The sequence below is a fragment of the Achromobacter sp. genome (assembly GCF_049647645.1).
Classification (GTDB): domain Bacteria; phylum Pseudomonadota; class Gammaproteobacteria; order Burkholderiales; family Burkholderiaceae_B; genus Achromobacter.
In genome coordinates, this window is the sequence record NZ_JBARYB010000108.1 from 39228 (window position 1) to 52545 (window position 13318).

General features: G+C 65.1%; 12 protein-coding genes. 9 read left to right on the plus strand and 3 right to left on the minus strand.

The features are described from left to right. The first annotated feature begins 13 nt into the window (after positions 1-13). The 6 genes from WBB14_RS13090 to WBB14_RS13115 are packed head-to-tail and all read left to right on the plus strand — an operon-like array spanning position 14 to position 7513. Positions 14-1168 (plus strand): polysaccharide biosynthesis/export family protein, encoded by a 1155-nt coding sequence (locus WBB14_RS13090; RefSeq protein ID WP_424240195.1) that lies wholly within the window; start codon positions 14-16, stop codon positions 1166-1168. 7 nt (positions 1169-1175) lie between these two features. Further along, positions 1176-2516 carry an ABC transporter permease gene (locus WBB14_RS13095; RefSeq protein WP_424240196.1) on the plus strand — a complete coding sequence of 447 codons (1341 nt, stop codon included), beginning with the start codon at positions 1176-1178 and terminating at the stop codon, positions 2514-2516. 9 nt (positions 2517-2525) lie between these two features. Continuing rightward, complete coding sequence (locus WBB14_RS13100; protein ID WP_424240197.1) at positions 2526-3242, plus strand: ATPase; 717 nt, start codon at positions 2526-2528, stop codon at positions 3240-3242. Continuing rightward, a complete protein-coding gene (locus WBB14_RS13105) occupies positions 3220-4395 on the plus strand; it encodes a sugar ABC transporter (protein ID WP_424240198.1) in 1176 nt (391 codons plus the stop codon). Before WBB14_RS13100 ends, WBB14_RS13105 begins: the two co-directional genes overlap by 23 nt. Next, positions 4388-6292: a Vi polysaccharide transport protein VexE gene (locus WBB14_RS13110; protein ID WP_424240199.1), complete on the plus strand. Its 1905-nt coding sequence runs from the start codon at positions 4388-4390 to the stop codon at positions 6290-6292. Before WBB14_RS13105 ends, WBB14_RS13110 begins: the two co-directional genes overlap by 8 nt. A 12-nt stretch (positions 6293-6304) precedes the next feature. Then, entirely contained in the window at positions 6305-7513 is a 1209-nt protein-coding gene (locus tag WBB14_RS13115) for a pectate lyase family protein (RefSeq protein WP_424240200.1), read from the plus strand. Positions 7514-7570: 57 nt separating this feature from the next. Here WBB14_RS13115 and WBB14_RS13120 read toward each other — a convergent pair whose 3' ends face one another. Next, complete coding sequence (locus WBB14_RS13120; protein WP_424240201.1) at positions 7571-8359, minus strand: AraC family transcriptional regulator; 789 nt, start codon at positions 8357-8359, stop codon at positions 7571-7573. On the opposite strand from WBB14_RS13120, the gene WBB14_RS13125 reads away from it, so the two are divergent. Then, positions 8360-9583 carry an MFS transporter gene (locus tag WBB14_RS13125; RefSeq protein ID WP_424240202.1) on the plus strand — a complete coding sequence of 408 codons (1224 nt, stop codon included), beginning with the start codon at positions 8360-8362 and terminating at the stop codon, positions 9581-9583. 63 nt (positions 9584-9646) lie between these two features. On the opposite strand, the gene WBB14_RS13130 is transcribed toward WBB14_RS13125, so the two are convergent. Beyond that, positions 9647-10141, minus strand: coding sequence for an Ohr family peroxiredoxin (locus WBB14_RS13130; RefSeq protein WP_424240203.1), 495 nt, complete (start codon positions 10139-10141; stop codon positions 9647-9649). 133 nt (positions 10142-10274) lie between these two features. Beyond that, a complete protein-coding gene (locus WBB14_RS13135; RefSeq protein ID WP_424240204.1) occupies positions 10275-11024 on the minus strand; it encodes a Crp/Fnr family transcriptional regulator in 750 nt (249 codons plus the stop codon). A gap of 140 nt (positions 11025-11164) precedes the next feature. On the opposite strand from WBB14_RS13135, the gene WBB14_RS13140 reads away from it, so the two are divergent. Next, a complete protein-coding gene (locus tag WBB14_RS13140; protein WP_424240205.1) occupies positions 11165-12388 on the plus strand; it encodes an ABC transporter substrate-binding protein in 1224 nt (407 codons plus the stop codon). A gap of 5 nt (positions 12389-12393) precedes the next feature. Further along, the gene (locus WBB14_RS13145) at positions 12394-13308 is read left to right on the plus strand and encodes a 3-keto-5-aminohexanoate cleavage protein (protein WP_424240206.1); all 915 of its coding nucleotides are present in this window, start codon (positions 12394-12396) and stop codon (positions 13306-13308) included. The last annotated feature ends 10 nt before the right edge of the window (positions 13309-13318 follow it).

Consider the following 13318-nt stretch of genomic DNA (forward strand, 5'->3'; position numbering starts at 1 on the left):
ACGAAAGGATCCTATGCATATGTACGTCCCGGGTTCAGGGCTGCGTCGCAAAGCAGCCCTGACCATGGTGGTTCTTGCCACGCTGACTCTCGCGGGGTGCCAGCTGCCCCGTTCCGGCCCGATGTTGAGCGAGATGACGGGCGCGCACGATGACAAGGACGTCATCGTGATGCCCGCGTCGCGCGAGCTGGTGCAGGCCAGCCGGGTGCCTGACGTGGCCGACTTTCCGGTGCGCTACCGCGATCTCACGCAGGCCGGATTCGACCGCCTGGTTCCCGGCGATGGCATCAACGTAAAGGTATGGGAGCGCGGCGGGCTGGGTGTGTTCGCGGCGGATCCGTCCGGCGTGAGCGACCTGGGTAACCAGGAGATCAACTCGGCGGGGAACGTGACATTCCCCATCCTCGGAAAATTCCATGCCGACGGCATGACCCTGGCGCAGCTGCACGACGCCGTCGTGGCGCGCCTGGCCAGGCTCGTCGTCGGCGCGGACGTCAGCGTGACGCGCGCCGCGGATGCGCGCGGGCAGATGGTGACCGTGCAAGGCAACCTGACCAAGCCCGGCATGTATGCCATCACCCAGACATCCCAGCGTCTGAGCAGCGCGCTGGCGCAGGCCGCGCCGGTGCAGACGAACCCCGAGCAGTTAGTCATCAGCCTGCGTCGGGACAACCAGGTCGCGTCGGTGCGGCTGGCGGATATCTACCGCAACCAGAACAACGACATCCTGCTGCGCGCGGGCGATGTCATCACCGCCTATGACTCGAAGGAGTATCTGACCGTGCTGGGCGCGGCTGGAAACCAGGGGCGCGTGGCCATCAGCAAGCGCAACTACAGCGTGCTGGACGCGCTGGCGGATTCCAAGGGCCTGGATGACAAGCTGGCGGATCCGCGTTCCGTGTTCCTGTTCACGCCGGCCAAGGCCGGTGTCGAGGGCAAGCCGGATCTGCTGCCGGTGGTCTACCAGTTCGACCTGACGCGTCCGGAGCAGGTGGCGCTGGCGCGCGAGTTCACCGTGCATGAAGGCCAGGCCATCTACATCTCCGATGCGCCATTCACGCAGGTGCAGAAGGTCTTGTCGGCGTTCCGCGTCACTATGAGTGCAGGCTTCAGCGCCACGCGTGCCATCGACAGCGATTCGGGCGGTTCGTCCGGTGTAAGCCAATAGCGTGTCGATGAGCAACGAGGACAGGATCAAGGGCTGGCGCTCGCGCCGAAAGGACAGCAGTTACGCAGTAGGATCCGGCGTCGCGGCCTGGCGCCTGGATCCGGCGGCATTGTTTGAAGCAAAGGCCCCGCCGGCCGTTCTGCTCAAGCCGCTCGTCGCGCGCCTGGAGGGCGAGCCGCACGATTCCGTGGCTGCCCGGCGGGCAGTGTACGAGGCGGTGCAGGCGGAGCTGGATGCGGAAATCGTGCGCAGCGACGTCGACGAGACGCTGGCTGATTTTTCGCGGCGGCGTCTACGCGTCATCGTGCGCCTGCTTGAAATGGACATCCGCGCTGGCGTCGAGGTGTTCGCGCCTGGATACATGCCGGCCAAGCTGGTGGCGGAGGACGAACGCCTGGCCGCGGCGCATGCGCGGCGCGTGGATCGCAGGAAGCAGGACGAGGCGCGTGAAGCGCGCCGCCATGCCTCGCGCAATGACATCGCGCTGGAAGTCGAGGTGCCGCAGGACGAGGCCGGCGATCTCGCGATACTTCGAAATCGCCTGCTGGGCCTGCATGAGGGGCATGATCCGAGCCACTCCGTGAAGGTCCGGCCGGTCGGGCGTACCTTGCTGGCGATGTTCATCTATCAGCTGCGCGTGATGCACGGCGAGAGCCGGATCGCGCTGGTCTGGGCGCTGGTAGGCCCGGTCGTGCTGCTGACGCTGATCTCGTCGCTGTACATCCTGATGGGCACCCACTACATCATGGGCATGGATGTGCAGACGTTTTCGCTGCTGGGCGCAACCACCTGGATCATGTTCCGCCAGATTGTCTTCCGCAGCAGTACGGCCTATGTGTCGGCGCGCGGCTTGCTGAACTTCCAGGGCGTCACGCCATTGATGTGCGCGCTGGTGCAGGCTTTCATCTACGTGTCGGTGTATCTGGTGGTGTTCCTGGTGCTGATCAGCGCAGGCCACGCGCTGGAGCTCATCACGCTACCGAAGAGTTGGCCGGGCTTCCTGCTTTACGTGGCGCTGATGGGGTGCTTCGGGGTGGCGCTGGGCGTGCTGTTCGGATCGATCGCGACCTACTGGCATTTCTTTCTCAGGCTGGCGCCGATCATTGAACGCTTTCTGCAGATCTTCGCGGCCGTGTTCTTTGTCTCGGAGCAGTTGCCGGAGAATCTGCGGCCCTGGATGCTGTGGCTGCCGTTGGCGCATGGCATGCAGCTGCTGCGTTCGGCCTATTTCGAGGCCTACACCTCGCACGATGCGAGCTTGGGGTATTTCCTGACCTCTTTGGTTTTCTTGATGGTGCTTGCATTGGCGGCCGAGCGTCTGGCCCGTCCCAATGTCCAGCCGATGTGAGGGAAGTGGATGATCCATTTCAATGGCGTCACTGACGAGCCCTATGCATTCGGAAGCAGGCAAGCGCTGCTTTCCAATGTCGATCTCGCTATTCCGGTCGGGCGCTATGCCTTGCTGTCGCCCGCGCCCGAGCTGCATCGCCAGATCGTCGACGTGCTGTGCGGGCTGCGGCCTCCGCGCCAGGGCTTCGTCAAGCACGACGGCAACGTGTCGTGGGCGATAGGCCGGCAAGGTTTCATCCGCGGCAAGGCGAACGGCCTGAGCATGATCGACTTCGTCAGCGAGATGTACGAGATCGACGCGGATGCCACGCACGAACTGGTCGCCGACCTGGTCAGCGATCCCAGGACTCTGGCCAAGCCCATGGAGCATTGGCCGCTCTACGCGCGGCAGGAGTTCTCCTTTGCGCTGGCGCTGGCGCCGGCGTTCGACGTCTATGTGATCGAAGGGGCCATCCCCTTCGAGCCTTGCCGTTTCACCCGTCTCTGGCTGGCTCTTTTCGAAGAGCGGCTGGTCGGCCGGACACTCATTCTTTCCAGTTATCGCCAGAATCAGTTGGCGGACTATTGCTTCAAGGGTTTGATTTATGAACGAAGCGCGCTCAGCATCGAAGACGACCTCGACCAGTGCATCCGCAGGTTCCCCCCGCGACGATCAAGAAGTGAACCAGGCACAGGCGACGACGTCCTCGGAGGCGGCTTCGATGAGGGCGGAATCGGCCTCTGAAGGCAGGTCCGAGATCGAACGCCGCCGCGGCGAGCGGCAGTCGGCGCTGCGCGAGCGGCGGCGCCACCGCTGGATCAACACGCTCATCGTGCTGGCGCCGGTCGTGTGCGCCCTGATCTATGTGTCTCTGTTTGCCACGCCCCGCTACGAGGCCGAGTCGCGCTTCTTCGTGCAGTCGGCCTCGGGCCAGCAAGGTGGCGGCGGCGCGGCGGCCAGCCTCCTGACCACGGGCAACGCGGGCGGCATGTTGGGCGGCTTCGTGGACGGATGGGCGGTCGCCGATTTTCTCAAATCGCGCGATGCCATGCAGCAGCTCGACAAGAAGGTCGGCCTGCGCCAGTACCTGATCCGCGCGGGCATGGATCCGATGAACCATCTGGCCGAGGATTCCAGCGAAGACGATCTTTTCCGCGCCTACCAGGCTTCGGTCAAGGTCTCGTTCAACGCGTTGGAGCAGATCGACGTGCTGCGCGTGAGCGCGTTCTCTTCGGAGGATGCCGCGATTCTGTCCCGGGCGCTCATCGAGCTGGCCGAGAGCTTCGTCAGCTCCATGAACGAGAAGGGCGTGGCCGACAAACTGAAAGTGAGTGAGGAAGCGGTAAAGCTCGCGGAGCAGAAGGCGTTGGCCGCCAGAGAGACGCTGACCGCGTGGCGGACCACCCACGGCAACATCGATCCCACGGCCACGGTGACGATGCTGCTGAACCTTTCCAGCCAGCTGGAAGGAGAGCTCAACACCGCGCAGATCAATCTCGACAAGATCCGCGCGTTGGGCAACAAGGACCATTTCATGCTGCGGCCCGCCGAGATGCAGGTGACGTCGCTGAAGAAGCGGATTGCGGCGTTGCGCCAGCGCCTGAGCGGCGGTGGCAACACGGAAGCGAAGCAGCTCAAATCCTACGAAGCGCTGAGGAATGCCCAGGTGTTCGCGGATTCGAACCTGACCCTGGCGCAGCAGACCTACCAGCAGGCCATGACGGACACCCTGCGCCTGCAGCGCTATCTGTCCATCATTGCGCAGCCGGTGCCGACGGACCGCCCGAGCAGTCCGCGCACGGGGATCCTGCTGCTGCAGGCGCTGGCGCTGGGCTTTGTGCTGATGTTCATCGCGCGTGTGGCGATAGCTTTGTTGAGGGGGTTGCGTCATGGTTGATATGGCAATTGCGGACCGTCCCGCCGGGACCGACGCCACCGCGAGCTTGCGCGATGTGATCAAGCAGATTCATTCCTCGGCCGAGCCCCTGAATGAAATGCCCATGCTGGAACCGGCGCTGCGGCAGGCCGCCGACGGCTGGCGCGATGCGCGCCGCCTGCTGGTTTCTCCCTTGGTGCGGGAGGGCCGGCTCGGCCCGGCCATCGCCGCGCTGGAGATCATGGTTGCGGTCTATCCCGCGCGCGCCGACGAGCGCCGCCTGCTAGCCAGCCTGTTCGGACGCACCGAGCAGTGGGATCGCGCCATTGTCGAGGCGGACGCCGCCGCCGGCATCGAACCGGGCGCGGCGGCGCTGCATGCGGCCCGCATCCAGCTGCGTGTGCAGGCTGGCCGAACGGCCGAGGCTGCCGAGGTCGCCCGCGCGACCAGGAGCATGGCGGAAAGCGAGCCCGGCGAAGCCTATCCCTGGCTGATGGCCTTCGTGCGCAACGGCGACGCGGCAGAGGCGGCGGACATGGCGGCGGCGCTGGACCCGTGCGAACTGCCCAACGAGCGCGTGGCGACGATGGCCGTGCGCGCCCTGCTCGAGGATGGCAGGGTGGAAGCGGCAATCCGGTTCGGCGATGCCGCCTTGGGCGCGGGCCACGACTGCGCGGTGCTGCGCTCGTCCCTGGGACTGGCGCATTTGCGGCGTGGCAACGAGGACGACCGCAAGGTGCATGCCCTGGCGCATTTCGCGGCCGGCCTGGGCGCGGCGCCCGCGGACGTCCGGCTGCTGACGCTGCATGGCGAGACCCTGCTGCGCGCCGGACGCTACAAGGAAGCCCTGGCGCCACTGAAGCAGGCCATCGATCTGGCGCCGGACCTGGAGCAGACGCGGGCCTTTTACGCACGCGCGCTGCGCTACACGCTGCAGTACGACGCCGCGGCCGACCAGATGATGCATCTGCTGGAGAAGTCGCCCGAGAAGCAGCTCTGGCAACGCGCGGCCATCAGCGCGCTGTCCCAGGCCGGGCGCAAGCAGGAGGCCGAGACGCTGTTCGGGCAATACGTGGGACAACGCGCCCAGCGACTGCCGGCGACATTCCAGGAAGCCATGGCGCAGCTGGAGGAACGGCTGCATACCGCCCCGATTCCGCAGGCGCGCCTGGACTGGGCCTGGTCGATGCGCGGCGACGCCACCATCGACCGCGCGCAATGGGAGCGCCGCGCGCGCTGGGGCCACCTGGTGGACCACCTGCTGTTCGACTGGCTCGAATGCCGCGAGGAAAGCGTCGAAGAAGCCATGCAGGTGCTGGGCGAGCTCGACACCGGCGAGCGCTTCTTCGCGCCGCTGCTGGCGGGGGGCAAGGGGGTGGTGGTCGCCACGGCGCACGTCGGCCCCATGTATGCCGGGCTGATGGCGCTGGAACTGGTGGGCATTCCGTCGCGCTGGCTGGCGACAGCTCCCAGCATTGCGCAGAGCAGTTACTCCGCGGCCTTGATCTCCACCGCGGACCAGACCGAGGCGCAGGTCGCCAAGGCCTGCATGCGCGCGTTGACCTCGGGTTACGTGCTGTGCCTGGCCATAGACGGCGCGGCCAATCCGGCGGCGCCGCGTACCACCTTCGAGGGGCAGGAAGTGACGTATTCCAGCTTCGCATCCCATCTGGCGCATCGCATGGGGGTGCCCTCGGTGTTCTACGCGCCCCGCTGGGAGAACGGCCACGTCGCCTATACGCTGGAGATGCTGCCCGCACCCCTGCCCGGGGAGGACGCCGATGTCTATTCCCTGCGCTGGCAGCAAGCCTATTTCGAGCGGCTCAGGGAGCACGTGGCCGGTCCCCCGGAAAACCTGCGCCTGAGCGGGGGCATCTGGCGTCACGTCACGGCCGCGGACCGGTCCGCGCAGCAATAGGAGCGAATGCCGATGAAGGCTGCAATCAAAACCGCGCGTTGGCTGTTCGTCCTGGCCGTGCTGTACGGCGGGGCGGCGGCGGCCGACGTAGCGTGCAAGAACCCGGACGAACACTGCCCGTCCGTCGCGGCGCTGCTACAGCAGCGCGAGGGCTACGGCGCCCAGGCCACGGGCGGCCTGGGCGGAAAATTCATCGAAGTCACTTCCGACCAGGACACGGGGCCAGGGACGCTGCGCGCCGCGCTGGCGCAGGCCAAGAAAGGCCCCGCGTGGATCCGCTTCGCGTCCGACATGACCATCGTCCTGGATACGCAGCTGCGCGTGCCGTCGAACACGACAATAGACGGGCGCGGCAGGCGCGTCACGCTGATCGACGACGGGCTGGGCGTGTATGGCAGCAAGAACGTCATCCTTACGCATCTGACGATAGACGGACGCCTGTCGCGGCTGACGCAAGCCGTGAACGTGGCCAACAACAGCCGCGACGTCTGGGTCGACCACATGGATCTTTCGCGGATGTCGGATCGGCTGCTGAACGTGAAGAACGGTTCGACCGACGTCACGATTTCCTGGACCAAGTTCCATAACTCGAACAAGGTCATGTTGCTCAACAACATTACCTCGAAGAACCTCTACGCCAACTATGACCGCGATTCGATCGCGCGAGTGACGCTGCACCACAATTACTTCCTCAACACGGTGCAGCGCAATCCACGCGGGCAGTTCGGCACGTTCCATCTCTTCAACAACCTGCTGGAAGACTGGGACTTCTATGGCATGAGTTTCAGCCTGGAGGCCAAGGCCCTGGTCGAAGGCAATATCTTCAAAAACTCCACGCAACGCAAATGCGTGGAACCCGAGTTCTTTCCCACGGTGGAAGGAATCAACGTGAACTACTGCCACTACATTCCCATCGCGGCTAAACGCAGCGCGCTGGAGAACGGCGAATCCGACCGCGGCGCCTACGAGAAACTGAAGTCCCAGCATGGCTACACGCGCGACTACAAGGCCTTCCTGCGCCTGAAGGACAATCTGTACCTGGGCGATGCCAAGCCGGTGCTGGAGGATTACCGCCCCGAGTCGGCGCCGACGCCGCCGTATTGCTACGGCTATGAAAAGCCGACGCCGGAGCTGGCGGAGAAGATCCGCAAGTTCGCGGGGAATACGGGCGGGGATACGCCGTTGCCGGTGTCCAGGATCGGATCGGGTTGCCCTGGCTGAGCTTGCCTGGATTGCGCGCCCGTGCGGATCGGCGATGAATACAGCCTGGGATTTGTATTATCGAAATACAGCCTGTGGTTTGTACGCCGGGGCAAGATACCGCCCCGGCGTCTCTCCCGTCATCTGACGGAAGTACGCGATGAAAGCGCTGTCGCTGGCAAAGCCCAGATCGAACGCCACCGCGGTCACGCTCTGGCCCGCGGCCAGCAGGTCCACGGCGCGCAGCAGGCGCCAGAGCTGGCGCCAGGCCTGATAGCTCATACCGGTTTCACGCTGGAATATCCGGGTGATGGTGCGTGCGCTGGCGCCGACGCGCCGGGATAGCGCGTCGAGTTCGGGCGGAAGCTCCTCCAGGTCCAGGCCGGCCAGGCGGCGGTCCACGGGCACGGGCAGCAGCATGGGTTCCTGCCGCGCCAGGCGCAGTTCGTCCATGCAGACGGCCAGCAGGTTGCGCGGCGTACCCGCGGACCAGTCGCTATCGAAGGGTTCCAGGCTGATGCGCTCGAATACCTCGCGCAATAGCGGGGTCATGGAAAGTATGGCGGGGCCGCAGGCGGGCGCGGCGATGCGCGCCAGGTCCAGATAGATCGAACGGTATTCGACTTCGCCGCGGATCAGGACGCGGTGCTCGGTTCCCGGCGGGATCCAGGCCACGCGGATGGGAGGCAGCACCGCGATCAGCCCCGGCATCGCAAGGCGGATGGATCCCGCATGGGCGAACAAGAGCTGGCCCCGGCCGTGGCTATGCAGTCCGGAGTCGTGCTGTATCAGGCGCGACGCGATGCCCGTCACGGGCTGCGCCATGGCGTCGGGGTTGAACGCGTCGGTGGGGGCAAGCCTGGCCATATGTCCGAGTTCCGATGTTTTTTGTCTTCCGGGCTACAACGGCGGTGGGGGCGCCCGGCTAAAAATGCGGACTCCCTGTTTACCGATGCTGCCATGTTCCGCCGCCCGCCCCTTCCGCTTGTCATCCTGCTGCTGAGCTTTCCGCAGATAGTCGAGACGATATACAGCCCCGCTTTGCCGCTGATCGCGGCAGCCTATCAGGCCGCGCCCGAGGACGCGGCGCAGACGCTGTCGTTGTGGTTCGTGGCTTTCGCCTTCGGCGTGGTGGCGTGGGGACGGCTATGCGATTCCTGGGGCCGCAGGCCGGCATTGCTGGCTGGGCTGGCAATTTATGCGCTGGGCGCGGGCTGGGCCATGGCGGCGGGTGATTTCACACAGTTGATCGCCGCCAGGTTGATCTCCGCCTTCGGCGCGGCCGTGGGCTCAATCGTAACGCAGACCGCTCTGCGCGATAGCTATCGGGGCTTGGAGCTGGCCCGGGTCTTTTCGATTCTGGGAATGGCATTGGCGGTGAGTCCTGCCGTTGGCATGTATGCCGGGCAGGAGATCGCGGCGGCAGGCGGGGTCCAGGGCGTCTTCTTCGCGCTTGCCCTGCTCGCCGTCGCGCTGCTCGGCGCCAGCGCGTTCCGCTGGCCCGAAACCCGGCCTCAACCGCCTTCGACGCCGCCCTTCTGGCCGACGCTGCGCGCCATGTTGCAGGACCGGGAAATCTGGCGCAGCGCGGCGCTGATCGCCATCTTCAACCTTGCGATCTTCGGCTACTACCAGCTGGGGCCCTTCCTTTTCACCCGCCTGGAGCATTCATGGATTGGCTTCGGCGCAAGCGGCCTGGCGCTGGCCGCGGCTTCGCTATGCGGCGCGTTCCTGAACTCGGCGCTGCTGCGGCGCGGGTGCGGATCCGAACGCCTCGTCCTGCTGGGCATCGTGCTGCTGGCGCTAGGGGCCGGGCTGGTGGCGGCGCTTAGCCAGAGTTCCGCGTTCCTCGTCGGCATGGCATTGATTGCGGCGGCGTACGCGATTGCGATTCCCAACATCCTGGCCCACGCGTTGCGGGCCTATGCGAACGCAGCCGGTACGGCAGGCGCGATCCTGAGCCTGATCTACTACAACTTGCTGGGGGCTGGGCTGGTTCTTGCCGGGTTGGGGCAAAGGCTGGATCTGCTGCTGGGATGCTGTGGCGCGCTTGCGGCAGTTGCATATGCCATGAAGGCGCGGCGAATCTGAGAGCACACGCGAGACCGCCGCCATTGGAGCATACGGTCCCGGCCCTACAAGTCCATCGGCGCTTTAACTGAGATGCACCGACGACGCGATGCCCTGATCCGCCATCTTGGAATACGGGCAGATCGACTCGGTCTCGTGGACCAGCGCCAATGCCATTTCCTTGGCCAATCCCGGCAAGGAAACCTCCAGCCTGGCCCTGATGGAGAACAGGCCGTCAAACGCATCGCGTGCGAAGGTGGTGGTGCAGTGCACGGCGAAATCGGTCGGCAGCGGGATGCGGTTCTTCATCGCGACCAGCTTCATGGCGCCATGGAAGCACGCGGCGAAGCCGGCCGCGAACAATTGCTCGGGATTGGTGCCGCCGCCATTGCCGCCCAGCTCCTTGGGCAACCTGAGCTCGAGCTCGAGTTCGCCGTCATTGGAGATGGCCCTGCCGGACGAGCGGCCGTGTCCGGACGCGCCTCCGGTCACGGAGACGGTAGTGGTGTACAGGGGCAGGTCCTCGGTGCCGACATAGAGATCCAGGAGCGAAACGGGCGGCGCGGACGGGGCTTTCATGGTGGAATCCTCAGGTGCGGAAAGGCGGTTTGTTGTTTTTTGCCGCGGCAACTATAGAGTTGTCCCTGTCACGCGAAAAGACAGAATTTCTGTTCTGCGCGGCATTTTTTCTTGTACCGCTGGGTGCGGCTTCCTAAGCGCCCTGCTTGACGTCGGCCAGCCTGTACAGCTCGCTCACGTCGAGGATGGCCAGCCCGCCATAGTAGGTTTCCAGCACGCCCGCTCGGGCGAGCCTGGCAAGCGCTGCATTGCAGCGCTGCCGCGAAATGCCGCACAAACCCGCGATTTCCTCTTGGGAAACCTTCAGGCGTCCATTCGTGCCCGAATGCCTTTCCGCGTTGAATTGCGCCGCAACGGCGCGCGCGACCGTGGTGTCGACGTCCAGCAGCACGTTGGAGGTGAAGCTGCTCATCAGCCAGTCCACCCGCTGCGCCAGGTGCGTCATCAGCGCCTTGGTGAATTCGATGTTGTTGTTCCACAGGCGTTCACAGGTCTCGCGCGGCAGGATCACGATCTGGCTTGGCCTGAGGGCGACAACTTCGTATTCGAACCGCTCGCGGCGGATCATGGTGGCTTCGCCGAACCAACTGCCGGTGCTGAACCCGGCCAGGGACAGGGTCTTGCCGTCGGCGCCGGGCGAGGACCATTTCACCAGGCCCTGCACCACGCCATACCATCCGGGCGAGCGGCTGCCCGCCCGGAACAGGAACTCGCCCGCGGTCAGCGATACGACGCGTAATTCCGCGCGGATCAGATTGCGTTCAAGCTCCGGCAGGCCCTTGTACCAAGGGACGACGTCGAGCATCTTGTCCACCGCGCCTTGCGCGCGCCGCCGCCGCGCGCTCAAGGGTTCGTCGCCGGCGTCGGCAAGCCGATCGCGCATGTGTGCCTCCTTCGTTGCCGTTGTGGTGCCGCTCAGGTAAACCCTAGGGTGCTTTGTCACCATGATGACTGTCCGGGGCCGGGGCCCCGCACCAGAATAGCCGAGGTTCCAGACGCCAAAACCCACAAGAGGAGACAAGCATGTTGCCCATGCAAGGCATGATGTCCCGCAGCGCCCTGGCCTGCGGCCTGGCCGTTACGCTGCTGCACGCCCCTGCTGCGCAGGCGCAGATTTCAGACGATGTTATTCGAATCGGCTTCATCACCGACATGTCCGGCGTGTACTCGGGGCCGGATGGCCCAGGCGGCGCCGAGGCCATCAAGATGGCGATCCAGGAAATGGGTGGCGAGATCAACGGCAAGAAGATCGAGCTGCTGACGGCCGACCATCAGAACAAGGCGGACATCGCCTCGGCCAAGGCGCGCGAATGGTTCGACCAGGCGGGCCTGGATATGCTGATCGGCGGCACCAATTCCAGCACGGCGCTGGCCATGTCCAAAGTGGCTGCCGACAAGAAGCGGCCCATCATCGTGGTGGGCGCGGGCGCGCCGGCGCTGACCAACGAGCAGTGCACGCCCTATACATTGAACTACGCCTACGACACCGTGGCCCAGGCGCGCGGCACCGGCGCGGCGGTGGTCAAGGCGGGCGGCAAGAAATGGTACTTCCTGACCGCGGATTACGCATTCGGCAATGCCTTGCAGGCGGACACGACGAAGGTCGTCGAGGCTGGCGGCGGGACCGTCGTCGGATCGGTCAGGCACCCACTGGCGGCCAGCGACTTTTCGTCCTTCCTGCTGCAAGCGCAAAGCAGCAAGGCGGACATCCTCGCCTTGGCCAACGCTGGCGCGGACGCGACGAATTCGATCAAGGCCGCCAATGAATTCGGCATCACCAAGACCATGCGCCTGGCCGGCCTGATCATGTTCATCAACGACATCCACGCCATGGGGCTGCCGGCTTCGCAAGGCATGTACCTGACGGACAGCTGGTACTGGAATACGTCGGACGAAACCCGCGCCTGGGGCCGCGCCTTCTTTGAGCGGCGTAAAGCCATGCCTTCCTCATTGCAGGCGGCAGATTATTCCGCGGCGCTGCAATACCTGCGGGCGGTCAAGGCCACGGGCACCGACGACGCCGATCGCGTGCTGGCCTATCTGCGCGAAAACAAGCTGAACGACGTCTACATCAAGAACGGGGTGGTCCGGCCGGATGGGCGGGTCGTGCACGACATGTACCTGCTGCAGGTCAAGACGCCGGAACAGTCCAAGGAGCCCTGGGACTATTTCAACGTCGTGCAGACCATCGACGGCAACCAGGCCTTCACCACCAAGGAAGAGAGCCGCTGCGCGCTCTGGAAGTGAACCTCATGAGCAAACGCAAAGTCATCGTCACCATCGCCCCAACCGGGGGCATGGCATTCAAAAGCCAGAATCCGCACCTGCCCACGCAGCCGCTGGAGATCGCGGAGGACGTATACCGCTGCTACAACGCCGGCGCCAGCGTGGTGGCGCTGCACGCGCGCCGTCCCGACGACCAGGCGACTTGCGACGCCTCGGTCTACCGGGAAATGAACCGGCTCATTCGCGACCGTTGCGACATCGTGCTGAACAACTCCACCGGCGGCGGGGTGCACGGCGACATGGTCAAGGAGACCACGCCGGGCACCTGGGAGATCCTGTGGGAAGAGCGGCTCAAGGGCATGGACGCCGGCGCCGAGATGTGCACGCTGGACGCCACGACCTTGAACCTCGCGTTCGGCGACCGCGAGTACCTGATGAACACCCCGCTTTCCAAGGCCCGCGAGCTGGCCGTCGGCATGCAGGCGCGCGGCATCAAGCCCGAATGGGAGGTCTTCAGCCCCACGCACATCCTGCAAGACGCCACCACGCTGATCGAAGAGGGGCTGGATGAAGGCCCGCATTTCATCAACCTGGTCATGAACGTGCACCGCAACTTCCAGAACGCCATGCCGTTTTCGGTGCGGCACCTGCAGATGATGGTGGACCTGCTGCCCAGGAACAGCATCTTTTGCGTCAGCGGCATCGGACCGGCGCAGCTGGAGGCCAACATCGCCGCCCTGTTGCTGGGCGGCCATGCGCGGGTCGGCCTGGAGGACAACCTGTACTACCGCCACGGAGAGCTGGCCACCAACGTCCAGCTGACCGAGCGTGTCGTACGCATCATCCGCGAAATGGACATGGAGCCTGCCACGCCCGCGGAAGCGCGCGAGATCCTGGGCCTGCCGCTCAAAAGCGGCATCCGACCCGAGTTCGCACTCTGACAAGGAAACT

Excerpts from the sequence above, each read along its gene's own strand:
- WBB14_RS13095 (WP_424240196.1), top strand. The coding sequence starts at position 1,176 with ATGAGCAACGAGGACAGGATCAAGGGCTGGCGCTCGCGCCGAAAGGAC.
- WBB14_RS13110 (WP_424240199.1), top strand. The coding sequence starts at position 4,388 with ATGGTTGATATGGCAATTGCGGACCGTCCCGCCGGGACCGACGCCACC.
- WBB14_RS13140 (WP_424240205.1), top strand. The coding sequence starts at position 11,165 with ATGTTGCCCATGCAAGGCATGATGTCCCGCAGCGCCCTGGCCTGCGGC.
- WBB14_RS13100 (WP_424240197.1), top strand. The coding sequence starts at position 2,526 with ATGATCCATTTCAATGGCGTCACTGACGAGCCCTATGCATTCGGAAGC.
- WBB14_RS13145 (WP_424240206.1), top strand. The coding sequence starts at position 12,394 with ATGAGCAAACGCAAAGTCATCGTCACCATCGCCCCAACCGGGGGCATG.
- WBB14_RS13105 (WP_424240198.1), top strand. The coding sequence starts at position 3,220 with ATGAGGGCGGAATCGGCCTCTGAAGGCAGGTCCGAGATCGAACGCCGC.
- WBB14_RS13090 (WP_424240195.1), top strand. The coding sequence starts at position 14 with ATGCATATGTACGTCCCGGGTTCAGGGCTGCGTCGCAAAGCAGCCCTG.
- WBB14_RS13130 (WP_424240203.1), bottom strand. The coding sequence starts at position 10,141 with ATGAAAGCCCCGTCCGCGCCGCCCGTTTCGCTCCTGGATCTCTATGTC.
- WBB14_RS13125 (WP_424240202.1), top strand. The coding sequence starts at position 8,360 with ATGTCCGAGTTCCGATGTTTTTTGTCTTCCGGGCTACAACGGCGGTGG.
- WBB14_RS13115 (WP_424240200.1), top strand. The coding sequence starts at position 6,305 with ATGAAGGCTGCAATCAAAACCGCGCGTTGGCTGTTCGTCCTGGCCGTG.
- WBB14_RS13120 (WP_424240201.1), bottom strand. The coding sequence starts at position 8,359 with ATGGCCAGGCTTGCCCCCACCGACGCGTTCAACCCCGACGCCATGGCG.
- WBB14_RS13135 (WP_424240204.1), bottom strand. The coding sequence starts at position 11,024 with ATGCGCGATCGGCTTGCCGACGCCGGCGACGAACCCTTGAGCGCGCGG.